Raw genomic sequence first — 25,260 nt, 5'->3', positions numbered from 1 at the left:
GGAAATTAATTCTCAAATTTAATGAAATCAATCAAAGGTACACTTGGTCCGGAAAGATGCGTATAGCGCTTCTTCCGTAAGCACGATTCCGCGATTGCCTTAGCGATAGCTAACGTGAAGCGTGCGATGTCGTTCCGCATGCGGTTGCGCGATGCGACGAAAAAGGCCCGCCCTGCCGGGAGCAGAGCGAGCCTCAGACGATGCCGGCGGAGGTGGCAGCCTCACCGGTCACATCTGGAAAACGCCTGCGCCGGCATCCGGTTCCAGCCACGGCGGCATGGCCTTGCCCTCGATGCAACCAGGACGCCCCGGCGACGTTGTGCACGCATTCGATGAAATCCCAGCAAGGATATGGCGCCATGGCTCCCCGCCCTCCCGTGACCAAGCATCCCTTCACGCTGATGTTTGTCGTTATCGCGTTGATGGCGCCCTTTGCCGGCCTTGCCTGGCGCACGCGCGAATGGATGGGCTGGTAGGCCTTCCAGGCAGCCGAAACACCAGGCCACGGCCACGCCGGACGGGCATATCTGGCGGCAACATGGCCGCCTGAGTGGCCGCCTGAATATATCTCTTTTAGCTAAAATAACGGAACGTCCAATGGACATTGCCGGAACTGAACAGGGCCTCCCGGACCTTTGCTGCAGCCACCTAAGACCTTGGTCCTGCAAGGAAACGCAAAGGGCCGGTGACACTCTTCATCGGGAACATCCCGCCCCCGCCGTCGTTTGCCGCAAGGTCCCAGACCTAAGGCCCAGACCTGATCATTTCGGAGGAAGAGTGATGTCACATCGGTCCATCATCACCAGGACAGGCCACGGCCCCGGTACGGCCATCGCCGTGTTGATGGTCGGGCTGGTGGTGGTGGGGATTGTGTTCCTCGTCCTTGGCGGCGCGCTCTATTTCGGCGATGCGTCCTCGGACTCACACGCCCTGTCTTCGGTGCCGGCGCGATCGTTTCAGCAAGCTGATCGCGAAGCGGCTAATTGACCGATCCGCGCTCCGGAGCGTTCCAGCGCCTTGGAACGCCGCCTCAGCGCGCTAGTATCGTCCCGTCCCCGGCCACCACCTTGCCGCGACGATAGACCGTGCGGTCCTTCGGCACGGCCACCACCGCCTCGGGCACATGCAGCGCCCGCATGGCGACAAAATCGGCCTTGGCGCCAACCATGATGCCGTAATCCGCCAGCCTGAGCGCCTTGGCGCCGGCATGGGTCACCACATCGAAGGCGTCGGCCAGTTCGCGGTCCTCGTAGAAGCCGGAGCGGTAGCCGATCATGTTGGCGCGCGAAAGCATGTCGCCATCGCCATAGGGCCACCAGGAATCGCGGATGTTGTCGGAGCCGCCGAACACGGTGACCCCCGCCTGCCGCAGGGCCGCCACCGGCGGAAAGGCATGGTTGCCGGGCGCGTTGGTCATGATCGCCACGCCGGCGGCGGCCAGCATCTCGCCGGCCTTCGCCAGCGCGTCGGCCGGAATATCGCCAAGGCCATAGGCATGGCTGACCGTGACATGGCCTGCCATGCCGAGCGCCTTGGTCCGCGCCGCGATCTCCTCGACCTGGAACAGACCGAGCGTGCCGCCATCATGCAGATGGATATCGACGCCGGCGCCATGCTTTTGCGCCAGCCCGAACACCGCATCGAGATGACCCTTCACATCGCGGTCGAAACTGGCGGGGTCGAGCCCGCCGATGAGGTCGCAGCCGAGCTTCAGCGCCTCGTCCAGAAGCTCCGCCGTGCCGGGCGAGGACAGAATGCCGCTTTGCGGGAAGGCGACGAGCTGGATGTCGATGAGGTCGCGGTATGTCTCGCGCACGGCAAGGACGGTCTCGACATGGCTGAGCCCGACCGAGCCATCGACCATGACATGGCTGCGCATGGCCAGGCTGCCATGTCCGATACACAGTTCGAGCTGGTTCTTGGCGCGCTCGGCCATCGGCGCGGCGGCGGCAAGGTTTTGCGCTTGGAAGGCAACGCGCTCGCGCACGTCGAAACCGTTGGTGCAAGGAATATGCGGCCGCCAGGCGTCGCCATGGAACGATGTGTCGAGATGGATATGTCCCTCGACGAAGGCCGGCACGACAAGCTGGCCGCCAAGGTCCACCATGATGGCTGCAGGACCGGCCAGCGGCGCGTTGCCGGCGGGCGCGATGGCGTTGAAGCGGCCGTCGGTAACGCAGAGATCCGCCAGCGACCCATCGGCCAGTTTCGCGTTGCGGAAGATCGTCTGTTCGCTCACCGGTGCCATTCCTGTTGAAAGCGCCAGTCCTCGCCGCCCGCCCGCCGCGGGTCAATGCGGCAGAGTCGAGAAACTGTTTCACGCAACAGCCCCGGCGAACCGGCTATCAGATCCTAGCTCCTGCCTATTCCGCTTTCGCGGAAGTTTCGGCGGGCCCGCGATATGCAATGATGCTGTCGCGGTGGTACGAGCCGCCCTGGTTGACGCGGGCGCCCAAGCACACCCCAACAATGCGCCCCCCCGCCCGCGTCGGCCACGGCAGACCCTTGGTCACATCAAGGCTTTCCCGTCAGCCTGGCAAAAGCCAGCAATGGACCGATGTCGTGCCGGTCGGCTGCCTTCAATGCCGAGATGTAAGCCGCCCGCCTTTCGTTCATTTTCAGAAGATCGGCCCCGGCGGTCCAGTCGACCGGCCCGACGCCGTACAGCTTCTCAAGCATGGCATCAGCCAGGATGCGGGCATGGCGCCCATTGCCGTTTGCAAACGGATGAATGAACACCATCCGGTGGTGAAGCCGAATGGCTGCTTCCAGCGGCGCGTAGGTGTCACGATCCACCCAGTACAGCGCATCATCCAGCGCCGCACGCAACTGCACCCCGATCTGCACCGGATCGACGCCGATGTTCTTGCCCGTCGTCCTGAATGTTCCAGCCCAGGTCCACACGTCGCCGAACAGCCGCCGATGAAGCTCGACGGCAAAACCGGGAGTGAGCACGTCCTTCCTCCGTGTCCTGGAAAGCCACAGCAGGCCGGAGGTGATGTTGGCCTGCTCCAGTTCATCAAGCTCGGCCTGAGTGGTGATGTGCCTGTGCTTCAGTCCGGCGAGCTCGTTGAGATCAAGTGGCGTCGCGCCGTCGGGATAGTCCGGTGCAATCATTTGTCCTGCCAGAAATCGGACGGCATTTCATGGATCAGCTCGTTCATCAGCCGGGTCATTTCTTGCCGAGTCCGGCCGTCGGTCACGGTCTGGTCTTCCAGCGCCATATGTTTGCCCGCCGTCGCGACAATCGCCTGCGCCTTCTTCCGCGCCTGCGCGATGATGAGGTTCTCGATGGTCTCGGGCGGCACGAAAGCATAGACGAAGCGGCACCCCATCGCCTCGGCCGTGGCCTGCATCGACTTCAGGGTGACGCCGCCTTCCAGTTCGGCTTGTTCCACCTGGGCAATACGGGCGCGGGTTACGCCCATCCGCCTCGCCAGTTGGGCACCGGACATGCCGAGCGCCTTTCGCACCGTCCTTATCCAGCCCTCCGAAGGGACCTGGATGTTGCCGCCTTGGGTGAGATCCACAACGGCCTGGTATTGTCGGCGAACGGCCTGCTTAACGCTCATTGTAAACTCATATATTGTCAGAAAAGGACAATCTGTAAATATATACATATACAAAGAATACGATAATGTCAATTTATGTGTTGACATATCAACGAGGCTGACGCTTTTCGGCATTCACTGCGGCGCACCGGCAAACAGCACCACGCCGTCGCCGCCGGCCGCTGGCCAATCCCTGATGGTGCGGTCGTAGCCGCCGGTCAGCACCGTGCCGTCGGGGGCGAAAGCCACCGCGTAGATCGGGCCGGTCTGGCTGTCGAACATCGCGATCTGGTTGCCGGTTTCCATGTCCCACAGCCGCGCCGTGCCGTCGAGCGAACCCGACAGCAAGCGCTTGCCGTCCGCCGACAGCGCCAGCGTGTAGACCGTGCCCTCATGGCCCTCGAAGCGCTTCACCTCGCGGCCGCTGTCGAGATCCCAGACCTTGATCGTCAGGTCGCCGCTGCCGGTGATCAGATGGTGCCCGTCGGCGGTGAACACGGCGCCATAGGTGCCTTGCTCGTGGCCATGCCAGCTGCGCAGCTGCTTGCCGCTTTCGACGTCCCAGAGTTTCAGCGTGCCGTCGATGCTGCCGCTGAGCGCCTGCTTGCCGTCGGGCGAGACGGCCACCGCGCTGATCGACCAGTCGTGTCCGGTCAGCACATGCAACACCGAATCGTCGACGAGATCCCAGACGATGACGTTTCCGGTATCGTGTCCGCTGACGGCGCGCTTGCCGTCCGGGCTGATCGCCAGCTTGTTGACGCCGCCATTCTGGCCGGCCTGGAAGACATGCAGCACGGCGCCATCGGCGAGTTTGCGCAGCACGATCTCGCCGTCGTCGCCCCCCGTCAGCGCGCTGACGCCGTCGGGCATGTAGAGCGCCGTGCGCGCCATGTCCTTGTGGACGCCGAGGTTGCGGATCAGGTGCTTGCCGCCAATGTCCCACAGCTTGATCAGATGGTCGGTGCTGGCGCTCATGATCGATTGGCCGTCGGGCGCCACCGCCAGCCACACGACCGCGTCGCGATGGCCGTCGGGCTGCGTTGGGACCGCCGGCGGCGGTGGCGGCAACGGCGCCACTGTGGGCGGCGGAATGACCGCGACCTCCGGCGGCGCCGGCGCGACGGGAGCGGGTGGCGGTACGGCCACGGGCGGCGCTGGCGGCACCGGTGCCGGCGGCGGGTTGGCGGCTACCGGCGGCGGAGCTGGTTGCGGTGCAGGCGCGGGTGCCGGCTCCGCTGCCGGTGGCGCGGCGGCCACGTCCTGGCCTTTTGGTTCGCCGGGTTTGGGCTCGGCAAGTTTGGGTTGATCTGGCTTGGGCTCACTGGGCTTGGGTTCAGCCGTCTTCGGTTCATTTGGCGGTTCGCTCGGCTGGCTGGCAACCTCGCCGCCGCCATCATGCCACGGGCCGAACCGGTCGGCGGCCAGCGCCGCCAGCACGATCAACGGCAAGGCGAAAAAGATCTTGCGCAGGCCGGGCCTGCCGGTCTCCCGCACCTCGGCCGCGCGGCCGAACAGCGGTGTCCCGCCCAGATGCGCCGGCCGCCCCGGCAACAGACCGGCCCAGAACAGCACCGCGCCGAGCAGGCAGGCAAGTGCCGCCACGGAGAAAGCCGCCAACCGGGGCAAATCCGCGCCCGGCCCGGAAAAGCCATGCGAGGCAACAGCGCCGAGCAGCGGAGAGACCGGCGCCAGGCAGGCGATCGCAAGCGCGGCAAGGACAAGCGCAGCCAACCTGTCAGCCAATCTGTTCATCGCGCTTCCCCTCGCCTGGCTCTCGGGCCAGACTACCAGCGTCAACCGTCTATCGCAAAACGCATCGGTGCCCGCATGCGACGGATGGATGCGTCTGAAATCCCGAAGAAGATCGGCTAGTGACCTCGATCAAGAGATCAGTTCGAAGCTGATCACGACCGCCTGCGTCGCGGCGCAAAAATGTGTTCTTGATCAATCGCCACAAAAAGAACCGGTGTTAATTTGCCACAGTCATCACTGATACGCGTTGGACTATCCCCGGCGAAATATTGACACCAGGCGGCGTTGTGTCACTGTCCTCGTGGGATATAGTGGAGAGCTTGCGTTATGAAGAAGATTTATGAACGGCCCGTATTGGTCAAGAAGGGCAATCTGAAATCCATCGTCGCTGCGGTGCCCTCGACACCCTCGCCGCAATAAGAATATCGCGCCTTCGCCGGATTTTCCGGCATGGCCTGGCTGTCAACGGTGTTGATATGACGCTTTAAATGATTTTACGCCATCGCCATTGTCGAGAGCTTGAAACATGAAGAAAACCTATGAACGGCCCGTCCTGGTCAAAAGGGGCAATCTGAAATCGGTCACGGCTACCGCCTCGGCTCCGCCGGTCCTAATAGATTGAGCCTCGGAACCTGATCGACCAACGCCGCTGGGGCTGGATTGACGGCGAGCACGGATAGGCCGCTGAAGCGGTCTACGCGTTGGCATTGCTTGTTCGTGTGACGATTGTCGCGCGGCCGCTCACTTCAGCTCCACCCAGACAGGCGCATGGTCGCTGGCGCCGTCCTGTCCGCGCACGTCGCGGTCGATGCCTGCGCCCTTCAGCCGGCGGGCGAGCGTTTTTGACAAAAGGATGTGGTCGAGCCGCAAACCCGCATCGCGCTGCCAGCGGTTACGGCGGTAATCCCAGAAAGTATAGAGCGTCTCCTTCGGATAGACTTTTCGCAGCGCGTCGACCCAGCCCTGCTCGATGAGGGCAGCGAACGCTGCCCGGCTCTCCGGTTGCACGAGCGCGTTGTCGTCATAGGAGCGCGTGGTGTAGATGTCGCGCGGCTCGGGCACGATGTTGTAGTCGCCGGCCAGCACGACAGGCAGGCCGGTGTCGAGAAGCTGTTCGGCATGCGCTTCCAGGCGCTTGTGCCAGGCGAGCTTGTACTGGAATTTCGGCCCCGGCTGCGGATTGCCGTTCGGCGCGTAGAGGCAGGCGATGACGATGCCGTTCACCGCTGCCTCGATGTAGCGGCTCTGTTTGTCGGTATCGTCGCCGGGCAAGGCGTCGCGGGTCAGCACCGGTTCCGCGCCGCGCGCGAGGATAGCGACGCCATTCCAGGTCGGCTCCCCCTTCCACACCGCGCCGTAGCCGGCATCGGCGAGCGCGGTGCGCGGAAACTGCATATCGCGCGCCTTGAGTTCCTGCAGGCAGACGACATCGGGTTTTGCGGCCGCCAGCCACGCCAGAAGGTTTTCCAGCCGGCTGTTGATGTTGTTGATGTTGAAGGTGGCGATTTTCATTCAGTGCATGAAAGCAGGAAACGGAAGACGGTCGCAAGGGGCTGACGAAACGGGTTCCTAGAGCAATTCCAGGAAAAGTGTGAAACGGCTTTCCGTCCGGAGTTGCGTTAAAACAATGAGTTAGAGCAGTTCGCCGTTTCCGTGAAACGGTGAAATGCCCTAGGCCTCCGCCAATTGCAGATGGTGGCGCTGCCCCTCATTGCCCTGCCGGGCATTTTTCCCCGTAAACGGGGAGAAAGAGGCTGGCCGCATCGCCACGCCATTTCTGAAACGTTGGCGATTGGCGAAAACCGGCGACGAGAGCGCCCTTCGCCCCGTTTACGGGGAGAAGATGGCGGCAGCCAGATGAGGGGCGGCGCCGACTGTCGAAAAGGGTGCGAGGCGTACGCGCCCTAAAGCCTGCCCGCCCACGCCCTCACCGTCTCCGCCAGCGTCTTCAGATGATCCGCCGCCGAAAATCCGGAAATGCTCTTGCGCGGCTTGAGATCATGGTCGCCATCTTCCAGCCACACCACCTCGATCGCATCGGACAGCCCATAACCGGCCACCTCGTCGCGCGTGCCGAACTCGTCGCGCGTGCCCTGGAAGATCAGCGTCGGCGTCTTCAGGCCTATCAGATGCTTCGTGCGCAACTGATCAGGTTTACCAGGCGGATGGAAGGGATAGCCGAGGCAGACCAGCCCCGAAATCTCGCCCTTGGCGAACATCTCGTCCGCGACCATGGAAGCGACGCGCCCGCCCATCGACTTGCCGCCGATGATCAGCTTCCCGGTCACGCCCCTGGCGCGCAAGTCGGCGATCGCCTTGACGTATTCCGGGTTCACCGTCTCGGCGCGCGGCGGCGGCTTGCGCTGGCCGTAGCGGCGCGCCGCCATATAGTGGAATTCGAAGCGCGCCACCTGGAAGCCCGCGGCGGCCAGGGCCTTGGCGGTGGCGGTCATGGAGGGCGAATCCATCGATGCGCCGGCGCCGTGGGCGAGCAGGATGGTGGCGGGGGCGGTGTCGAAGCCGTCGAAGAGGAAGCTGGTCATGGAAACTCCGGCGTTGACGACCCCTGCTCCCCTTTTGGGAGAAGGTGACCGAGCGAAGCTCGGTTGGATGAGGGGTGTTCCAGCTTGGCGCACACGGTCATCAACGCCTCTGCAAACAACAAGCTCGTCAACCTCTCATTCCTTCCAGCCCCCCTCATCCGTCTCGGCGCTGGCGCGCCGATCCACCTTCTCCCACAAGGGGAGAAGGAAAGGCCCTCAACCCGCCGTCCGCGCCAACTGCATATCCACGAACTGCACGCCCTTGGCCGCCACCCCCGCCCATTCGGACTCCGAGTCGAGTTCCAGGTACCGCACCCACAGCCGCCGCGCCTCAGGCAGATTGCCGGCGTCGAATTCCAGCCGTGCCAGGTTGAACACCGGGTCGGCATAGGCCTTGTCGAGAGCGATCGCCTTCTGCAGGTGCCGTCGCGCCGAGGCGTCGCGGCCTTGCTCGCTCATCAGTCCGGCGAGGTTGAACCAGGCTTCGACGAAAGCGGGGTCGAGTTTTATCGCCCTGGCATAATCATGCGCGGCATCGGCCGCTTGGCCGGCGGCGCGCAGGCAGTTGGCGCGGTTGAAGGCGGCGATGGCGTCATTCGGGTCGATGGCGAGGCAACGCTGGTAGAGCGCGGCGGCACCTTCATGGTCGCCCCCCTCCTCCACCGCTTCTGCCTCGGCGAACAGGTCTTCCAGCGTGTCGTCGCCTTGCGGCGCGCTGCCTAGGTCAAACAGCAACTGCCCGTCGAGTTCGCTCTGGCCGCCCTCGAGATAGATCCCGTCGGCGCGGCCATGCTGCGAGCCGACAGCGAGCGACTTGGCGGTGAGCGAAGCCACCGGGCCGGAGCGGTGCACGGAGCGCGCGATCGCTCCCCAAGTCGCGCCGCTGGCCACCAGCCCGGCATATTTGCGCGCCAGGATCAGGTCGCGGAAGGAATAGGGCTCCGCATCGTGCTCGAACGCATCGAAGAGCGACAGCAGATCGAGGTCGGCGCCGGACAGCCGAGACTGGTCGATCAGCGACTGCCGGGACAGCGACGATGCTTCCGGCGCCATCATCAAGCCGAGCAGGCGCAAGAAGCCGTTCTCGCTGATCAGGATGCGCCCTGCCGCACGTTCGGCGGCGACGCGGCGCTCGATCCCGGCATCGCCGTTTTTCGTGAGGCCAGCCTTGGCGAGAAGCGTACGGCCGAACACGACATGCGTGGTGCGCCGGGTGATGCCGCGCCTGAGCTGGCCATGCCGGCGCTCGACCTCACGGGCGGCGAGCCTGAGCGGAAACGCCGCCAGCGCGCCGATCGTGCCGAAGACGCCGCCCGCGACGGCCGGTGCCGTCATTTCTTGCTCTTGCCGACCGCCTTCAGCAGACTGGCCTTCAGCGGATTTTCAGGAAGCCCGCCCGCTGCCGCCTTCTTGGCGGCAGGCTTCGCCGCCTCGTCGGCCTTGCTCTTCGACTTGGCCGGCGGCTTCGACTGCGACAGGCTGGCCTTCAGCGCATCCATCAGGTTGATGACATTGCCGCGCTCGGGCGCCGCCGCGATGATCGGCTTGTGGCCCTTGAGCTTCTCGCGGATCATCGCCATCAGCGCGATCTCATAGCGGTCCTCGTAATTCTTCGGATCGAAGGTGGTTTCCTTCTGCTTGATCAGCGCTTCGGCGAGTTCAAGCATTTCCGGGTCCGGTTTGCCGGCCGGAATGTTGCCGAAATATTCAGCCGTGCCACGCACTTCGTTCGGGTTTCTCAAGGTGCACACCAACATGCCGTTCTCGCGTGCGCCGATCGTCACCACCCGTTCGCGGCTGGACAGCACCAGCCGCGCGATCGCCAGCTTGCCGGATTTGCGCATCGCCTCGCGCAGCACGGCGAACGTCTCCTCCGCCATCGCCCCATCCGGCGCCAGGTAGTAGGGCGCGTCCTGGTAGATGACGTCGACCTCGCCCTCGTCGACGAAGGCCTCGATGTTCATCGTGTGATTGGATTCGATGCGCACCGCGTCGAGGTCGGCATCATCGATGATGATGTACTGCTTGTCTTCGTACTCGTAACCCTTGACCAGATCCGAGCGCTCGACCAACCCGAGTTCGGGATCGACGGGCTTCATGTTGATGCGGTTGTGGGTCTTCTTGTGCAGCTGGTTGAACGAGATGCGTTCGCTCGCGCTGGTCGCGGGGTATAACCGCACCGGACAGCTGACGAGGCTGAGCTTGAGGTAACCTTTCCAACTTGCCCTGGGCGCCATGATACACTCCTACGCGGCCATGCACTGACATTTTCGACTGAGCATGATCTTGTCCAAAAACCGGTTCCCGCTTTTTGGGATCATGCTCTCCGCAGCGCTTTCGTCCGAAAGACGATTGGCGCCGTGGAAATCCTACACCGACCCCGCACAATACCGGCAAATCCCTGACGAAATCTTCCGCTGCGTCTTTTCAGGTCGTGGGGAGAGAATAATTCAAATTGTCGGAAGCGTCGATGGCGGTTTAGGCGCTGGTGATTGGCCGAACGCCTCGAGGCTTCGTCATCCTAGGGCGAAGCAAGGAGCGAAGCGACGCGGCGCAGACCCTAGGATGACGAACGCAGTGTCGGCAAATCCCGCGCAAACTCGTCGATCTCAGCCCACGGATCGCCCGACGTCTCCAGCAAGCCCGGCAGCGACGAATAGTTCAGATCCTGCGGAGCATCGATCGCTTCCAGGTCGCTCCAGCTCACCGGCGTCGAGGCCGGCAGATTGGTGCGGGCGCGCAGCGAATAGGGCGCGGCGGAGGTGTGGCCGCGCGCGTTGCGGTGGTAGTCGATGAAGATGCGCTTCTTGCGGTTTTCCTTGCCCATGGTGGTGGTGAAGGTGTCGGGCGCGGTTGCCGTCAGATGCGTGGCGATCGCGCTGGTCGCCTGGTGCAGTTTCTTCCAGTTCTGCCTTGGCGTAACCGGCACGGTGATGTGGATGCCGCTGCCGCCGGACGTCTTGGCGAAAGGCACCAGCCCCAGCCCCTCGAGCTCGCCCTTGATGTGGACGGCCGCCTCCACCACCTCGCGCCACGAAATCCCCTCGCCCGGGTCGAGGTCGAAGACGATCTGGTCGGGCTTGTCGAGACTGGCGCGGTGCGTGCCCCAGGTGTGGAACTCCACGACGCCGAACTGCGCCAGCGCCAGATAGCCCTTGGCGCCTTCGACCGAGAGATAGGATTTGGTTTCGCCTTCGGAATTGGTCGACTGGAACGTCACCACCGAGGGCGGCATGCCGGTGAAGGCGTGGCGCTGGAAGAAGCAATCCTTGGGCAGGCCGGTCGGGCAGCGCACCAGCGACACCGGCCGGCCGAGGATATGCGGCAGCATGAAATCGCCCACCAGCGCGTAATAGACGGCGATGTCGAGCTTGGTCGGCCCGGTCTTGCCGAACAGCCGCCGCTCCGGATTGGTCACCCAGATGGTGGCGAGGTCCGCCTCGGATATCAGCCGCTTGCGCTTGGCCGAGACCGGCGTCGACAGGCCGACATCCCTGAGGCCGCGAAACACGCCATGGCGCAACGAATTGTCCGCCGTGCGGTTGGCATAGTGGATGCGCGCCGAAAACAGCGGCTTCACCCAATGCATCTCGCGCATGATTTCGCGCGGCACGCCTTCGGGCGCGGACGCGCCTGACGTCAGCGGCTCCAGCCGGGCCAGCAAATCCTCCGCCGTATCGCGGTCGAAGCCGGTGCCGACCTTGCCGCGATAGTGCAGTTCGCCGTCCTCCCACTCGGCCATGCCAAGTGCGGCCAGCCCTTCCGCCGCTTGCGAGGTCGTGTAGCCCGCGATGACGAAATCGTCCTTCTGCAGCGCCTTGCATTTGGTCCAGCTCTTGGTGCGGCCGCTCTGGTAGATGGCATTGGCGCGCTTGGACACGACGCCTTCCAGCCCGAGCTCCGTCGCCTGGTCGTAAAGCCCCTGCCCCGAGCCTTCGACATGGTCGGAGAACTGGATGGCGGAATTGGCGCCGAGACCGGCGAGCAACTCGCCCAACAGCGCCTTGCGCCGGATGAGCGGCACCTTCGTCAGGTCCCAGCCGTCGAGATGCAGGAGATCGAAGGCATAGAAATGCAGCTTGCTGCCGGCGCCTTCGGCCAGCGCGTCCTGCAGCAGCGCGAAGCGGCTGATGCCCCGGCCATCCAGCACGACGATCTCGCCATCGATGATCGCCTCGCGGCACGGCAATTTGGCGAAGGCGTGCGGCAGGTCGCCATAGCGTCTTGTCCAGTCTATGCCGCCACGGGTGATCAACCGCACCTGCCCGTCGGAAACATGCGCCATGGTGCGGTAACCGTCGAACTTGATCTCGTGCAGCCAGGGCTCGTTCGTGTTCTCGGCAACGCTTTCGCCGCCCGGCGGCTTTGGCACCTGCGTCGCCAGCTGCGGCTCGATGCGGCTGAGCGCCGGTGCCTTGACGGCGCCAGGCAGCGTGCTTGGTTTCAGGGAACCCGGCTTGGGCGCGGACTTCGCGGCCGGCTTCGCCGCCGCCGCCAGCTCCTCGATGCGCAATCCCGATTTCACACTTTCCGGCCGCGCTTCGAGGATGTTCAGCGCCGTGTCGGCGGCAAGGTCGCGCTCCTTGAACAGCAGCCAGTTTTTCTTCTCCGCGTCCTCGCCGGGCTTGGGCTTCAGGCGCGTCAGCATCCAGCCGCCATTGAGCTTGTCGCCGGCCAACCGGAACTTGAAGGCGCCGGTCCTCAGGCTCTTCTCCACATCGTCCATCGGCGCCCATGTGCCGGCGTCCCAAACGATCATCGGCCCGCCGCCATACTCGCCCTCGGGGATGACGCCCTCGAAATCGATATATTCGAGCGGATGGTCCTCGGTCTCCACCGCCAGCCTCTTGTCGGCCGGGTTGAGCGAAGGCCCGCGTGGCACCGCCCAACTCTTCAGCACATCGCCGACCTGCAGGCGCAGGTCATAGTGGTCCGCCGTGGCGTGGTGCTTGTGGACGACGAAGCGGTTGCCGCCGCCGGTAATGAGCCCGCCCGCCGGCTCTGGCGTCCTGGAGAATTCGCGCTTGCCGCGATAGGTCTTGAGTTTGGCGGGAGCCGGCATGGGTCAGCGCCCAAGGCGTTTGGCGAGCGGGAGCAACCGCCGCGTTCCGGAACCGATGGAAATCACGCTCTCAATCGTCGGTGGCCGGCGTCAGTTCGAGCTCGGCCGGCGATAGGCCCTGCTGCAGTTGGCTCAGCCGGAACTCATCCACCCAGTAGGCCTCGCCGTCGACCAGCACCCGTGCCTTGTAGGCACCGTCCGAAAAGCTCTGTGCGGTGATATAGACCTTGTGGGCGTCGAGTGCCTTGCGCACCGCGGCGCGCTTGGCATTCTGGCTGGTTACGGGACTGAACATGACGCTGCCCTCGGTCGCCTTCACACATCGGGCGACTGGGCTCAAGGATGACGGAGACAAGCAGTCCTGTCAATTTCGGGCGCGGAGACATGCCGCCGGTCCTGCGAAAATCCGGCATGCCTGTCGAAATCCGCTCCCGGCGAACGACATTGGTGCGGCGCCGACGCGGCGCGATCACCTCAAACAGGGAGCACCACCATGGCCAAGATGCTCGTCATCTACAAAACCCCCGCCGATCCCGTCGCCTTCGAGCGCCATTATCACGACATTCACGTGCCGCTGGCCAAGCAATTGCCCGGACTGCGGCGCTACGAGATCAGCCGCTCGCCGATCATCAATGTCCTTCCGGGCGAGACGCCCTACAGGGTCGCCATCCTCTATTTCGACAGTCCGGAGGCCATTCGCACGGCCTTTGCCAGCGAGATCGGCCGGGCCTGCGCGGAGGACCGGCGAAAATTCGCCAGCGATGACGATCTGGTGACGATGCTGCTCTTCGACACCGAGCCGCTCTGAACCATCACCTCATCGCGCACGGCCATCAATTCCTGCTCCCGAAGCCGCTTCGGGAGCCGTTCGTCAAGTCTTCAATCGCCGCAACCGGCGCATCACACCCTGCACGGCCTTGTACAGTTCCGGCTTGGAGCGCACGAAAAGCTCGATCCTGTTGCGCAGCTTGATATAGGCGGTCGCCCCGCTGCCCCGCAGCGTGATCGGCTCGCACAACTCCGCCAGTACCGAGCTTGAAGCGCCGATATGCTGCTTGTAGCCCTGGCTGCCGACCGACAGGTCGAAATGGCCGAGCCCTTGCGTCACCCCCCACATCATCAGCTTGCCGATTGTCGTCAGGCCCGGCGAGGCGTTGGGCACCGCGTCGTGGTCGATCCCGAGCAGGAGCGCATGCAAGGTGCCCTTCATGACCAGCACGTAGATGACGGCGAGATAGGTTTGCCCGACACGCAGCCCGAACAGCCGCACCGAGCCGTCGGACAGGCCTTGCAGGGCGGCGTTGCGATAGAACTCGACGACCGGTGCCTGCGTCAGCAGGTCGAAACGCCCGAGCTCGCGGAAGCGATTGAGCCTGAGTTCCAGCAGCGTCGCGAACTGCTTTTCCACCATATCCGGTGTCTCGGCCTCGGCCAGGTCGAGCCTGCCCATCTGTTCGAAGCGGCGGCAGTGCTTGTGGAAATTCTTGGCGAAGGACGGTTTGCAGATGCGCTTGATCAGCGTCGCCGGCTCGCCATGCATGGCCAGGCCCGAGGCGATCTGGATGGAGTCGCGCGTCGCCGAAAGCAGCGCCAGCGGATTGGCGACGCCATGGATCTGTCGCGGAATGCCCGCGATGTGGATGCGGTCCGCCGGTGGCAGCACGGCACGGACCGCTGCCCATGCCGCATCGGCACCTTGTCTGGTCCAGGGTCTCGCATCGGCCAGCAGCGGCGCTGAGTAATCGCACACGCCGCAGCTCAGCCATTCGATGACATGGTGTCCAAGCGCCCGGCGCCGCATCAGTGGCAGCAACATGACCGGCGCGCCCGTGACGGCGTCGCTGACCTCGACCACCAGCAGCTCGGCGTTTGCGGGCATCAGCCGTTTGGCGATCCCTTCCACCCAGGCGAGGCCCTGATGGCCGGTGCAGAGGCCGGTCGCCTCAAGGCGCTGCCACAGCGGCCTTACGCTGTCGAAGCTGGTGTGCAGACACGCCGTATAGTGCGCGATGGCGCCCAGACCGACGACATCGGGGGAAGCCGGTTGGCCCGCTGCATCCGCTACCGCTTCTATTCGCATTGCCTGGCCTGCCACGTCCTTCTCCCGTCGTTCAGGCCCGCCCTCGTCATCCTCCGCGAAGACGCCGCAAACCCCGCATCATCCCTTGGGCCGCGCTGCGCAGCCGGGGGTTGGAACGCACGAAGGCCTCGGTCCGGTTGCGCAGTTCGATGGCGGCGCTCGCGACACGGCCCCGCACCGTCAACCCATGGCGTAGTTCGGCCAGCACCGAAGCCTTGGCGCCCATGCGTTCCTTGTAGCTCTGGTCGCCGACCGACAGGTCGAAATAATCGAACCGCCGCTCGCGCGCCCAGCCTATCAGCCGGCCCATGATCAGGAGGCCCGGCGAGACATTGGGCACCACGCTCTGGTCCATAGCTATCAGCAGAGCATGAACAGTCCCTTGATGGACCACCGCATATTGGACGGCTATCAGGGCATCGCCGACGCGCAGCCCGAAGAGCCGCACCGATCCGTCCGGCAGACCCTGCAGGGCGGCGTTGCGGTAGAAATCGACAACCGCCTCCTGCGTCAGCAAGTCGAACCGGCCAAGCTCGCGAAAGCGGCTGAGCCGCATGCGGATCAGTTCGCCGAAGAGCTGCTCGACCTCGGCCTGCGTGCCGGCCTCGACAAGCTCCACGCCGCCGAGCCGTTCGAGCCGGCGCCAGTCCTTGCCGAATTCCTTGACGAAGGATGGCCTGCACAGGCGCTTGAGGACGGTTTCCGGCTCGCCGTCGATGGCCAGGCCGAAGGTGGTCTGGAGGGAATCGCGCGTTGCCGGAAGCAGCGCCAGCGGGTTGGCGACGCCGCCGATCCGCCGCGGAATTCCCAGGATGTTGACGCGGTCTGCCGCCGGCAGCACGGAACGCACCGCCGCCCACGCGGCCTGCGCGGATTGCGCCGTCCACGCGCTCGCATCGGCCAGCAGCGGTGCCGAATAGTCGCAGACGCCACAGCTCAGCCATTCGATCACCCGATGGTGGAAGGCTGGCCGCAGCATCAGCGGCACCAACATCAAGGGCGCGCCCGTCACCGCGTTGTTCACTTCGACGATGAGCGGCTCCGCGCCTGCCGGCATCAGCCGCGCCACGATCCCCTCCACCCACGCGAAATGCTGGTGGGCGGTGCAGACGCCATCCGTCTGGAAGCGCAGCCAGAGCGGCCTGACCGCTTCGAGGCTGGTGTGCAACCGCGCCGTGTAGGCGTCGTTCGCCGCGACGATGGCGGGATGAGAAGCCTGCCCGTCGGGCAAGTCGGCCACCGCGGCAATGTGCACTGCCTGTTCTGCCACATCCTTCTCCTATCGCTTTGCCGCGGCGAATGTGACCGCCCGTCGCCAGGAGCCCAGTCGGCTATACCGCTGCTGGTCCGGATGCTCGATGTTCCACATGCGGTGATGCGCGAAATACCATGATGCCACGAGCACGAAGGTCTCGGAGACCGCCGAGCCCAGCAGCGCCCATGGCGGGGACGCGACGGCCAGCAGGATCGCGATCAGCGCCAGCCCGACGATCGCGCCGCCCATCGTGATGAACGCGACGATCCGGAAATCGCCGAAGATCTCGAGCACGATGCGGGGCATGATGTAGAGCATGATCGGCACGAAATTCGCGATCACGAAAAGCCCGATGAACCCGACCGAGGCATCCTGCAGAGCCTGGGATTTTATCATCGGCAGGACGAACATGATGGCGCATCCATAGGCCAGGCCGCCGAGCCCCATGACGAGCGACCAGATCTTCGCCTGCGCCCAGACGCGGCGCGTTTCGTTGGCCTGCATCAGCTTCGCGAGTTCCGGCTGCGTCATGTTCACGAAGGCAAGGCTGATGATGCGCAGCGGAGCGAACAGCACGAGGACCGCCGCCAGCGGCGCGTAGGCGGCCGGTCCGGCAATGCCCGCGACCAGCAGCGCCAGGCTTTGACCCTGGATGTTGGTGGTGGTCGCGCTGAAGGCCGACCAGCACAGCTGGCGCCAGAGCCTGGTGTAGCGCCGGCGCGTTGGCATGCGGAAACTGACGCGAACCCTGCGGCCAGCCAGCCGGACCAGGACGAAGATGCCAAATAGATTTGCCGCCGCAAGGGCGTAGAACACGGTCTGCAGCACGTCCGTGGCGAACCAGATCGCCAGCCCGGTGAGCACGGTGCCGGCGATCGTGAAGGCGGCGTCGCTGATGGAGACGACCACCTGCTGGCGACGCGTGAAGAATGCCGTGCGCATATGGCTGCGCAGCGACCAGGCGCCGACGAAGCAGCCGGCGGCAATGCCGCTTGGGTCGCCCAGGAGATGCATCAGGATAGCCGTGCCGGCGGCCATCAGCAGCGCCACCACCAGCGCCGCCGTTCCGAAGGCCACGTCATGGGCATCGACGCCGGCCCTGTTGCTGCTCTTGCTCATCCATATCGAGGCGGGGACGGCGGTGAGCGACCTGATGTAGGACAGGCCGACGCCGCCCATCACCATGGCGAGGGCGAAAAGGCCGTAGCCTTGCGCCGACAGCATGTGCAGCAGCGCGAGGTTGAGGGCGAAGTGGAAGCCGCTCTGCATTGCCTCGCCGCCGATCATCAGCACGAGGCGCCGCACCAGATGGACGGGGAACTTCACGGCTGCGTCTCCGCCTGGCGGGTGGTTGCCGCCTTGCCCGGCCTTGCCATGGCCGTCTTCAGCTTGTCGGCGGCGATCGCGGCGATCGCCGCGGCCGCGACCGGCTCGCTGAACATCGTCTCGTAGCGCTTGCGCCCGGCGGCGACGAACCCGCGCCAGGCTTCAGGGGCAAGGACGATCTCCTGCAATTTCGCGGCAAGCGCGGGGGCATTGTCAGGCGGAACATGCCAGCCGGTCTCGCCGTCGCTGACCACCTCGACCAGTCCGCCGATCGCCGACACCAGAGGCGGCCGGCCATAGGCCATCGCCTCGATGGCGACGCGGCCGAGCGATTCCGGGCGCCGCGACGGCACGGTGACGATATCGGCCCAGCGGTAATGCTCGGAAGGGTCGGAGATGAAAGGCAAGGTGCTGACCTGATCGGCCAGCCCCATGGTCCCGACCAGTTCGGCCAAGGCGCGCTCGCGCTCGACGCTTTCGAAAGCGCCGCCGACCAGCCGCACCTCGATCCTCGACTTCAGCTCCGCCGGCATCGAGGCGATCGCCTCCAGAAGCACTTCCTGGCCCTTGATCCGGTTGATGCGGCCAAGCAGCAGCACCCGCAGCGGGCGCTTGCCGTCATAGGTCATCGCCTCGGCCGCCGCCGGGCCGGCAACGCCGTTGTAGACGACGTATGAGCGCGCGGATTTGGGATCGCCGAACGCGGCGCGCGTGGCGCGCGAGTTGAAGATGAGATCGGCACGGCTCCAGTGCATCAACCCGACCAGGATCCGGCGCAGCACGCCTTCGGGAATCTCGTGGATGTGCAGCAGGGCCTTCGTCGGCAGCAGGCGCGAGGCCAGCGCATAGTCGGCGACGATCGAGGTGTTGACGTAGACCAGGTCGCAATCGCGCAGGCGCCGCCATGCCCGCCACAGCGCGACCGGCAGCCGCGCCATCTCGATGGTCGCCAGCCGCAGCATCGCCTGACGCCTCAGCACCCAGAGCGGTTCGAAGACGATCCGGCTGGCATGAGGTTCCAGGATCCGCAGGATCGGCCCGCCGCGCGGCAGGACCACTTCGATGTCGGCGGACGGAAACGCGGCGCGCAGCGCCGCCACGCTCTCCGCGAAGCTGCGGTCGGAGCCGTAGAGTTCGTAGCCCTGGTGGATGCAGGCAATCCGCATCTTCACATGCATCTTTCTGTCAGGGGTGGTGTGACGATCCCGCCGCCTGACGGTACCGGCGACCGGAAACACCCCTTTGGACTTCACTGGTTGCGAGTGTGGTCATGAACGGGATCACCACACCAATGCTGCACGCCCTCCGCCGATTCCGGCGCGCAGAAGTCCATCAGCAAGGATCATACCGGGCTAATGTACCCATCTGCGGGCCGGCCGGCCCCGGCATTGCCTCGTTTCGATACACATACGTGCGGAAAGTTGACCGATAGTGAAACAACTCCGGCGGTTGGAAGAAATATTTTACAACCCCGGTGCGATGATGGCCGGAACCCGGTCTGGCATGGATATCGCTAGGCTGCGGTTCTGAGATGACACAGCCTCGCATCACGGATCGAGCGGACCTGAAAGTACCAGCAGCCATGAAACCGGAACAGCCTTCCATCCTGATCCTGGGAACGCGCGGCATTCCCGCGGCTCATGGCGGCTTCGAGACCTTCGCCGAGAAATTGGCCCTTTTCCTGGTCGCACGCGGCTGGAAGGTCGGCGTCTACTGCCAGGACGAGGTCGAACGGGTCGACCAGCGGGTGCGCCTCGACAGCTGGCGTGGCATCGACCTGATCCACATCCAGGTCGCCTCGAAAGGACCGCGCGCGACGCTGGAATTCGACTGGCAGTGCGTGCTCGACGCCGCGCGCCGGCCCGGCGTCTGCCTGGTGCTCGGCTATAATGGCGCGGTCTTCCTGACCTGGCTCAGGCTGATGCGGCGCAAGATCATCACCAATATGGACGGCATCGAGTGGCGCCGCCCGAAATGGGGACCAGCGGCGCGCACCTGGTTCTGGCTCAATGAATGGATCGGCGCCTGGGCTTCGCACCGGCTGGTCGCCGACCATCCTGTCATCGCCGATCACCTGGCGACGCGCCGGCCGCGCAGCGCCATCGCCACCATCACCTATGGCGCCGACCCGGTGACGTCGGCGCCCGAGGCGCCGGTACGCGCGCTCGGGCTCGAACCTGGAAAATACCTCATCTCGATCGCGCGCATCGAGCCCGACAACAACATCCTGCCCATCGTCGAAGCCTTCTGCAGCCAGAAACGCGACATGAAGCTGGTGGTTCTGGGCACGCTCTCCGACCAGAACCCCTATCATGTCGCCATCCGCAAGGCCGCGAACGCCTCGGTGGTGCTGCCGGGCGCCATCTACGACCAGGCGGCGGTGAAGTCGCTGAGGTATCACGCGCGCGCCTACATGCACGGCCACACCGTCGGCGGCACAAACCCGTCGCTGGTCGAGGCGCTGGCCGCCGGCAACATGGTGATCGCGCACGACAATCCCTACAACAGGTGGGTCGCCGGGGCCGCAGCCGTCCACTTCACCGATACGCAAAGCTGCGCCGAGCGGATGCGGCAGGCGATGGAGGATGACGCGCTGGTCAAGGCCTGCGGTGAAGCCGCCAGGACGCGCGCCCGCGAAGCCTTCCGCTGGGAGGATGTGCTGCTGGCCTATGAGGATGAAGCCTACCGGCTTCTTGGGGTGACATCGGAGCGGACAACGGCAATCGACCGCCCCTCGCCCGGCGCCGTATGACGGGCTGGTCGCGGCGGCGGTTGCTGCGCGCCGCGCTGTCGACGGCGCTGGTGCCCGCGGCGATGGCGCAGCTTCCCGCGCCGTCCGCGCTTGCCGCCAGCGGCGAATGGCGTTTCCGCCGCGGCGTCAACGCCTGGCCCTGGTTTGCGCTGACGCGTGAATTCCCCGCCCCGCGCACCGACTATGACTGGCCGCCCTTCCAGTCGCAGCGGCCGGTGCCAACCCCAGACGACCTCCGCCGGCTACGTGCCACCGGGCTCGATTTCATCCGCCTGCCCGTCGATCCCGGCCCGTTCCTGGCCGCCGACGCCACCACGCGCGGCAAATTGCTGGATATGCTGGACGCCGCCGTCGCCGCCACGATCGACGCCGGTCTCGGCATCGTCGTCAACGTCCAGGCCAACGGCGCCACCCATTACTGGAACCCCGACCGCATGGTCTCCAGCACCGCGGCACCCGAATTCGCGGCCTATCGGGCGCTGGTCGGCGAACTTGCCGGCATGCTGGACCGGTTCACACCCGGAATGGTCGCGCTGGAGCCGGTCAACGAACCGGCGCAGTCCTGCGATTCCAACGTCTGGTCGCAGGTTCAGGCATCCCTGCTGACGGCGGCGAGATCGTCATCCCAGGCCTTGCCGCTGGTCGTCACCGGCGGCTGCGGCTCGATGGTGAGCGGGCTGGCCGCGCTCGATCCGGCGCCGCTGGCGGCCTTCGAGCCGATCCTGTTCACCTTCCACTTCTACGAGCCCTATCTGTTCAGCCACCAGGGCGCGCCGTGGATGCGCGAGCCCGTCTACCGCGCGCTGAACAATGTGCCGTGGCCGGCCTCGGCGGGCTCGCTCGAACAGACGCTGGCCTCCGTCCGGGCGCGCATGGCGGCGGATACCGAAACCTCCGAAGCGGACAAGAAGGCGGCCTACGCGGAGACCGAGCGCGTGCTGAAGGTCTATTTCGACGCCCAGCCCGACCGCTGGTTCATCGACAAATATCTCAGCCAGGCGCGCGACTGGGCCGACAGAAACGGCATTGCGCCGCAGCGCGTCATCATGGGCGAATTCGGCGCACTGCGCACCGACGCGCGTTACGTGGCGGCACCCAACCCCGACCGCGCCCGCTACATTTCCGATGTCAGGCAAAGCGCCGAGGCCGCCGGCTTTCCCTGGGCCTTCTGGGACCTCTTCGACGGCATGGGCATGATGGACGACAAAACCCGCGCGCTGGACCCGGCGATGGTCGAGGCGCTGGGGTTGAGGATGGCGGAGCAATAACGCCGACCGTCCAGATCTTCGTCATCCCAGGGCGGAGCAAGGAGCGAAGCGACGCGGCGCAGACCCTGGGATGACGAAAAGCGGAGGCCTGACGCTAACTGCGGGGGTTCAGCCCGCGCACCTTTTGCCGCACCCCACCCCGCACCGGCCGATACAGCACCAGAGCGATCACCACGAATTTGGTCATGAGCGTCGTCTTCGACGCCAGGCTCTCTGAGGTGTTGAGCAGGATCAGCCAGCCCAGCATCAGCAGCCAGATGCCGGCATGGCAGCGGCGCGCCACTTCATGCATGAAGAGCGCGAAGCCGACGAACAACAGCAAGGTGAAGAAGGCGCCCTGGTAGAGGACCGTGCGGATGATGGGGTTCTCGATGCCCTGCTCGAGGCCGCTGATGCGGCGCAGGCTCTCGATGAGGTCGATGTCTGGCCCCACGATCACGTCGCGCAATTCCAGATGATTGAACAGGTCGAACATCTCGACGCGGGCATTGGCGCTGCCGGAGTCCGACACGAAGCGCTCGAGCAGCGCGTCGAAAAAGCCGTAGGACGCCGCGACCGCGATGACCACCGGGACCAGCGCGGCAAGGATGAGGCCGAGGGCCGCGCCAAGCAGGTTGACGCGCCCCGTGCGCAAGCCGCGCAGGCCCTGGATGAGCAGGTAGCAACCGCCGAGCACGATGGTCAGCACCATCGCGGAGCGGCCGCCGAAGGCGACGAGAGCCGCGCATTGCAGGCCGATCATCCCGAGCCGCAGCGGCATGGACAGCGATTTCGAACCGGACAGCAGCGCCAGCACATAGATGGAGGTCACCGTGGCATTGGACAGCGGATGGCCCTGAAGCGCCGTCGAGCGCAGGTCGGTCATGAACGCTTCGCCGTCGAGCCGATAGGGAAAGATCAGCGTCTTGGTGGCGAACTCGAACAGGGCCAGCAGCGCGTTCACGGTCATGATGGCGTGAACCACGGTCTGCATCCGGGCGAAGGTCTTCTCGTTTTCCTCGGCCAGCATCATCACCAGCAGCGCCGGCGCCACGAACGTGTCGATCATGCCGGCCATGCCGGGGCGCTGGCGCGCGATGACGACGACCAGGAGCACGATCGACATGACCGCCATCAGCGCGCTGGCCGGCCGCCGGTCGGCGACGGCAACCATGTAGCCGACCGGATTGCCGAAGGTGCAGGCGCGCCAGGCAAACACGAGTATCAGCAGGTAGGTCGAAGGATGGATCTTGGTCGCGGGGTTGCCGGTCAGGCCGTCGTAATTATAGCCCACCAGCCACAGCATGCCGCCGGAGATGGCGAACAGCAGCGCCACGACCGTGACCAGGCCGATGCTGGTCAGCCAATCGACGGAGCTGCCGGCGCGGGCCTGACCCGGACCGGCCCAGCCGGCTGCCGGGTTGGCGGTCCGGATCGCAGCCATGTCAGGCCGCCTCGTCGACCAGCAAGGCGCCGGTCGGCAGCCGCCCCATGACGGAAATGGCCTGCGAGGCCGTCGTGACATCGCGCATCGGCGTCGAGTTGAGCGTCGCGACCATCACGATCTCGTCGACCATGGCGACCAGAGGCGAGGCGTTGAGATTGTCGGCCAGCGCGCCGCCGTCGACGACGACGAGGTCGAAATTGCGGCCCGCCTGCGCCAGCATCTGCTGCGTGAAGTAGACGCCCTGCGCCTCGGAAAAGACGGCCTTTTGCCGGCCCCTGCCCAGCACCGCGACATTGCTGCCGGCCGTGTACTGGCTCAACGCATCGAAGGCATATTCGCCGCGCAGAACGTCGAGGAGACCGGGTTGCGGCTCCTTCTTGCCGCCGCTGGCATTGTTGGTGTCGATGAACAGGACACGGCTACCCCTGGCCGCCGCCGCATTGGCTAGCAGGCGCGCCACCCTGCCCCGCTGCGCCGCGTCCTCGGGCGGCGATGTCAGCAGGATGGACGGCACCAGCGGCCAGTTCGGCGGACGCCGGCTGGAGGCGAACAGGCGCCGCAGCGCCAGGCCCGCGACCGCATCCGTCTTCTGCCCGGCCGAGGCGGCAGCGCCGCCGAAAGGCCACCAGCGGCGGCGCGCCGATTTCGCCGGCAGAACGCCAAACACCGGCGCGTCGATAGCCGACTGCATCTGCGCGCTGGAAAGCACCGTCGGCGAGGAATATTCCGCAATCAGCGCCAGCGCTGTGCCCAGCCCCAGCCCGCCGAAGAGGGCACCGAAAAGCAGCAGCGGCAGCGGCGGCCAGCTCTTCTTCAAGGCAGGCATGGCCTGCGAGATGATGCGCGCATTGGTGCTGTCGACATTGATCTGCTCGCGCGTTTCCTGCGCCCGCTGCAGATAGGTGGCGTAGACCGAGCGCACCGCCTCGAGGTCGCGCTGCAATTCGCGCAGCTTGACCGAGGCCTGGTCGGTGTCGAGCGACTTGCTCTTCATGCCGGCGACCTTGGCTTCCAGCGCCTGCTGGTTGGCCAGCGCCCGCTCGTAGTCGGTCTCGGCGGCCGCACTGATGCGGCCGAGTTCGCGCGCGATGAGGGCGCGCGTGTCGCGCAGCTGCTGCTGCGCGGCGATCATCGAGGGGTGGCGCGGCCCGAGTTCGGTGCCAAGCTGCGAGACCTGGTCGACAAGCGTCGCCTCCTGCGCCCGCAGGCTCGATATCACCGACGAACGCATCGCTTCCGAGGTCGCGTCCGGCGCGCCGCCGGACCGGCGCAGCTGGTCGACCTGCGCCTTCAGCGTCGCGGTACGGCTCTGCGCGGCGGAAAGTTGCGTGTTGATCTCGGTCAGCTCCTGGTCGCTGACCAGGTTGCCCGCCGCCATCACCATGTTGTGGGCGGATTTGTAGGCCTCCACCGCGTTCTCGGCCTGCTGGACGCGCTTGCGCTGTTCGTCCAGCCGCGCGGTGATGGAATCGGAAGCGTCGGTGGCCATCTTCGCGCGCGCGCTCGCCTGGTCGGCGAGGTAGGCCTGCGCGATGGCATTGGCGAGCTTCGCGGCCTTGTCGGGGCTCTTGGCGGTGACGATCACATCAAGGACCAGCACCTTGTCGGCCCGCTTCACCGCCAGCCGCCCGCGCAGCGCATCGAGCGTCTTTCCGGTCCTGTCGGTTTCGGCCGACCCCGAACCCAGCAAGCCGCCAAGCAAACGGCCCACCAACCCGCCCTGCCCGTTGAATTCCGGATCCTCGGTCAGGTTGGTTGCCTCGATGGCCCTGAGCAGCACGCCCGTCGACTGGACGACGCTGACCTGGCTTTCCACCATGGTGATGCCGCCATCGGGCGGAACGCGGCTCGGATTGACGTCGTTGGTGACCACCTGCAGGTCTTGCGGATCGATGATGATCTCGGCCACCGAACTGTAGAGCGCCGGCGTGAACAGGCCGTAGAGCAGCGTCACAAGGGTCAGCAGCGCGGCGGTGGCGAGGATCAGGAAACGGCGGCGCACCAATATGCGCTTCAGGTCACCCAGCTCGACGGTCGAGGATGCATAGGACGCCGTCGGCGCCGGCTCCGGGGCGTATTGCGTCACCTCTGGAGCGTGTTGTTGCGGCAACGAGAGCAGGGATGATTGCAAAGGTCGCTCCGACAACACTCCATGTGCCTGCAAGGATTAATTGCGGCCTCAGCCTAGCTATTCCTCCAACTGTTAAAACACTGTTAATTATGTTGGGAGCTCTTCTGATTT

At 65.3% G+C, this 25,260-nt stretch carries 20 protein-coding genes; 4 read left to right on the top strand and 16 right to left on the bottom strand.

Annotated elements, in window-relative coordinates:
- Positions 1 to 780: 780 nt before the first annotated feature.
- Positions 781 to 987: a hypothetical protein gene (locus EB230_RS14470; RefSeq protein WP_056571148.1), complete on the top strand. Its 207-nt coding sequence runs from the start codon at positions 781 to 783 to the stop codon at positions 985 to 987.
- Positions 988 to 1,030: 43 nt separating this feature from the next.
- Here EB230_RS14470 and EB230_RS14465 read toward each other — a convergent pair whose 3' ends face one another.
- The 10 genes from EB230_RS14465 to EB230_RS14420 form a co-directional block, all read right to left on the bottom strand.
- Complete coding sequence (locus tag EB230_RS14465; RefSeq protein WP_172372855.1) at positions 1,031 to 2,248, bottom strand: amidohydrolase family protein; 1,218 nt, start codon at positions 2,246 to 2,248, stop codon at positions 1,031 to 1,033.
- A gap of 266 nt (positions 2,249 to 2,514) precedes the next feature.
- On the bottom strand, positions 2,515 to 3,117 hold the full coding sequence (locus EB230_RS14460) for a mobile mystery protein B (RefSeq protein WP_056571144.1): 603 nt from the start codon (positions 3,115 to 3,117) through the stop codon (positions 2,515 to 2,517).
- Complete coding sequence (locus tag EB230_RS14455) at positions 3,114 to 3,572, bottom strand: mobile mystery protein A (RefSeq protein ID WP_172375078.1); 459 nt, start codon at positions 3,570 to 3,572, stop codon at positions 3,114 to 3,116. Before EB230_RS14455 ends, EB230_RS14460 begins: the two co-directional genes overlap by 4 nt.
- 114 nt (positions 3,573 to 3,686) lie before the next feature.
- Positions 3,687 to 5,306, bottom strand: coding sequence for a WD40 repeat domain-containing protein (locus tag EB230_RS32965; RefSeq protein ID WP_172372854.1), 1,620 nt, complete (start codon positions 5,304 to 5,306; stop codon positions 3,687 to 3,689).
- A gap of 741 nt (positions 5,307 to 6,047) precedes the next feature.
- Complete coding sequence (gene xth, locus EB230_RS14445) at positions 6,048 to 6,818, bottom strand: exodeoxyribonuclease III (protein ID WP_056571137.1); 771 nt, start codon at positions 6,816 to 6,818, stop codon at positions 6,048 to 6,050.
- Positions 6,819 to 7,210: 392 nt separating this feature from the next.
- The gene (locus tag EB230_RS14440) at positions 7,211 to 7,849 is read right to left on the bottom strand and encodes an alpha/beta fold hydrolase (protein ID WP_065005290.1); all 639 of its coding nucleotides are present in this window, start codon (positions 7,847 to 7,849) and stop codon (positions 7,211 to 7,213) included.
- A gap of 216 nt (positions 7,850 to 8,065) precedes the next feature.
- Positions 8,066 to 9,184, bottom strand: a complete 1,119-nt coding sequence (locus EB230_RS14435; RefSeq protein ID WP_172372853.1) for a tetratricopeptide repeat protein — start codon at positions 9,182 to 9,184, stop codon at positions 8,066 to 8,068.
- Entirely contained in the window at positions 9,181 to 10,086 is a 906-nt protein-coding gene (locus EB230_RS14430) for a Ku protein (RefSeq protein WP_172372852.1), read from the bottom strand. The genes EB230_RS14435 and EB230_RS14430 overlap by 4 nt, the downstream gene beginning before the upstream one ends.
- Positions 10,087 to 10,409: 323 nt before the next feature.
- Positions 10,410 to 12,911: a DNA ligase D gene (ligD, locus tag EB230_RS14425; protein WP_172372851.1), complete on the bottom strand. Its 2,502-nt coding sequence runs from the start codon at positions 12,909 to 12,911 to the stop codon at positions 10,410 to 10,412.
- A 70-nt stretch (positions 12,912 to 12,981) separates the two neighbouring features.
- Positions 12,982 to 13,206 carry a hypothetical protein gene (locus EB230_RS14420; RefSeq protein ID WP_065005287.1) on the bottom strand — a complete coding sequence of 75 codons (225 nt, stop codon included), beginning with the start codon at positions 13,204 to 13,206 and terminating at the stop codon, positions 12,982 to 12,984.
- 198 nt (positions 13,207 to 13,404) lie between these two features.
- On the opposite strand from EB230_RS14420, the gene EB230_RS14415 reads away from it, so the two are divergent.
- Positions 13,405 to 13,719 (top strand): EthD family reductase, encoded by a 315-nt coding sequence (locus EB230_RS14415; RefSeq protein ID WP_172372850.1) that lies wholly within the window; start codon positions 13,405 to 13,407, stop codon positions 13,717 to 13,719.
- 63 nt (positions 13,720 to 13,782) lie between these two features.
- On the opposite strand, the gene EB230_RS14410 is transcribed toward EB230_RS14415, so the two are convergent.
- The 4 genes from EB230_RS14410 to EB230_RS14395 are packed head-to-tail and all read right to left on the bottom strand — an operon-like array spanning position 13,783 to position 18,738.
- Positions 13,783 to 15,006 (bottom strand): GNAT family N-acetyltransferase, encoded by a 1,224-nt coding sequence (locus EB230_RS14410; protein WP_246738959.1) that lies wholly within the window; start codon positions 15,004 to 15,006, stop codon positions 13,783 to 13,785.
- Between the two features lie 31 nt (positions 15,007 to 15,037).
- Positions 15,038 to 16,261: a GNAT family N-acetyltransferase gene (locus tag EB230_RS14405; protein WP_172372849.1), complete on the bottom strand. Its 1,224-nt coding sequence runs from the start codon at positions 16,259 to 16,261 to the stop codon at positions 15,038 to 15,040.
- Positions 16,262 to 16,270: 9 nt separating this feature from the next.
- Positions 16,271 to 17,572 (bottom strand): hypothetical protein, encoded by a 1,302-nt coding sequence (locus EB230_RS14400; RefSeq protein ID WP_065005284.1) that lies wholly within the window; start codon positions 17,570 to 17,572, stop codon positions 16,271 to 16,273.
- On the bottom strand, positions 17,569 to 18,738 hold the full coding sequence (locus EB230_RS14395; RefSeq protein ID WP_081294904.1) for a glycosyltransferase family 4 protein: 1,170 nt from the start codon (positions 18,736 to 18,738) through the stop codon (positions 17,569 to 17,571). The genes EB230_RS14400 and EB230_RS14395 overlap by 4 nt, the downstream gene beginning before the upstream one ends.
- A gap of 416 nt (positions 18,739 to 19,154) precedes the next feature.
- On the opposite strand from EB230_RS14395, the gene EB230_RS14390 reads away from it, so the two are divergent.
- Together EB230_RS14390 and EB230_RS14385 are read left to right on the top strand one after the other, a co-directional pair.
- The gene (locus tag EB230_RS14390) at positions 19,155 to 20,324 is read left to right on the top strand and encodes a DUF1972 domain-containing protein (RefSeq protein WP_172372848.1); all 1,170 of its coding nucleotides are present in this window, start codon (positions 19,155 to 19,157) and stop codon (positions 20,322 to 20,324) included.
- Positions 20,321 to 21,592 (top strand): cellulase family glycosylhydrolase, encoded by a 1,272-nt coding sequence (locus EB230_RS14385; protein WP_056571114.1) that lies wholly within the window; start codon positions 20,321 to 20,323, stop codon positions 21,590 to 21,592. The genes EB230_RS14390 and EB230_RS14385 overlap by 4 nt, the downstream gene beginning before the upstream one ends.
- A 94-nt stretch (positions 21,593 to 21,686) precedes the next feature.
- On the opposite strand, the gene EB230_RS14380 is transcribed toward EB230_RS14385, so the two are convergent.
- A complete protein-coding gene (locus EB230_RS14380; RefSeq protein ID WP_172372846.1) occupies positions 21,687 to 23,015 on the bottom strand; it encodes a VpsF family polysaccharide biosynthesis protein in 1,329 nt (442 codons plus the stop codon).
- 1 nt (position 23,016) lies between these two features.
- Positions 23,017 to 25,149 carry a Wzz/FepE/Etk N-terminal domain-containing protein gene (locus EB230_RS14375; RefSeq protein ID WP_172372844.1) on the bottom strand — a complete coding sequence of 711 codons (2,133 nt, stop codon included), beginning with the start codon at positions 25,147 to 25,149 and terminating at the stop codon, positions 23,017 to 23,019.
- Positions 25,150 to 25,260: the final 111 nt, after the last annotated feature.

It is taken from the genome of Mesorhizobium sp. NZP2234 (genome assembly GCF_013170765.1).
Lineage (GTDB): Bacteria > Pseudomonadota > Alphaproteobacteria > Rhizobiales > Rhizobiaceae > Mesorhizobium > Mesorhizobium loti_D.
This window is presented reverse-complemented; position numbering and strand designations above follow the sequence as displayed.

What these genes read in the sequence shown, in the direction of transcription:
- EB230_RS14470 (WP_056571148.1), top strand. Translation starts at nt 781, where the DNA reads ATGTCACATCGGTCCATCATCACCAGGACAGGCCACGGCCCCGGTACG.
- EB230_RS14465 (WP_172372855.1), bottom strand. Translation starts at nt 2,248, where the DNA reads ATGGCACCGGTGAGCGAACAGACGATCTTCCGCAACGCGAAACTGGCC.
- EB230_RS14460 (WP_056571144.1), bottom strand. Translation starts at nt 3,117, where the DNA reads ATGATTGCACCGGACTATCCCGACGGCGCGACGCCACTTGATCTCAAC.
- EB230_RS14455 (WP_172375078.1), bottom strand. Translation starts at nt 3,572, where the DNA reads ATGAGCGTTAAGCAGGCCGTTCGCCGACAATACCAGGCCGTTGTGGAT.
- EB230_RS32965 (WP_172372854.1), bottom strand. Translation starts at nt 5,306, where the DNA reads ATGAACAGATTGGCTGACAGGTTGGCTGCGCTTGTCCTTGCCGCGCTT.
- xth (WP_056571137.1), bottom strand. Translation starts at nt 6,818, where the DNA reads ATGAAAATCGCCACCTTCAACATCAACAACATCAACAGCCGGCTGGAA.
- EB230_RS14440 (WP_065005290.1), bottom strand. Translation starts at nt 7,849, where the DNA reads ATGACCAGCTTCCTCTTCGACGGCTTCGACACCGCCCCCGCCACCATC.
- EB230_RS14435 (WP_172372853.1), bottom strand. Translation starts at nt 9,184, where the DNA reads ATGACGGCACCGGCCGTCGCGGGCGGCGTCTTCGGCACGATCGGCGCG.
- EB230_RS14430 (WP_172372852.1), bottom strand. Translation starts at nt 10,086, where the DNA reads ATGGCGCCCAGGGCAAGTTGGAAAGGTTACCTCAAGCTCAGCCTCGTC.
- ligD (WP_172372851.1), bottom strand. Translation starts at nt 12,911, where the DNA reads ATGCCGGCTCCCGCCAAACTCAAGACCTATCGCGGCAAGCGCGAATTC.
- EB230_RS14420 (WP_065005287.1), bottom strand. Translation starts at nt 13,206, where the DNA reads ATGTTCAGTCCCGTAACCAGCCAGAATGCCAAGCGCGCCGCGGTGCGC.
- EB230_RS14415 (WP_172372850.1), top strand. Translation starts at nt 13,405, where the DNA reads ATGGCCAAGATGCTCGTCATCTACAAAACCCCCGCCGATCCCGTCGCC.
- EB230_RS14395 (WP_081294904.1), bottom strand. Translation starts at nt 18,738, where the DNA reads ATGCGGATTGCCTGCATCCACCAGGGCTACGAACTCTACGGCTCCGAC.
- EB230_RS14390 (WP_172372848.1), top strand. Translation starts at nt 19,155, where the DNA reads ATGAAACCGGAACAGCCTTCCATCCTGATCCTGGGAACGCGCGGCATT.
- EB230_RS14385 (WP_056571114.1), top strand. Translation starts at nt 20,321, where the DNA reads ATGACGGGCTGGTCGCGGCGGCGGTTGCTGCGCGCCGCGCTGTCGACG.
- EB230_RS14380 (WP_172372846.1), bottom strand. Translation starts at nt 23,015, where the DNA reads ATGGCTGCGATCCGGACCGCCAACCCGGCAGCCGGCTGGGCCGGTCCG.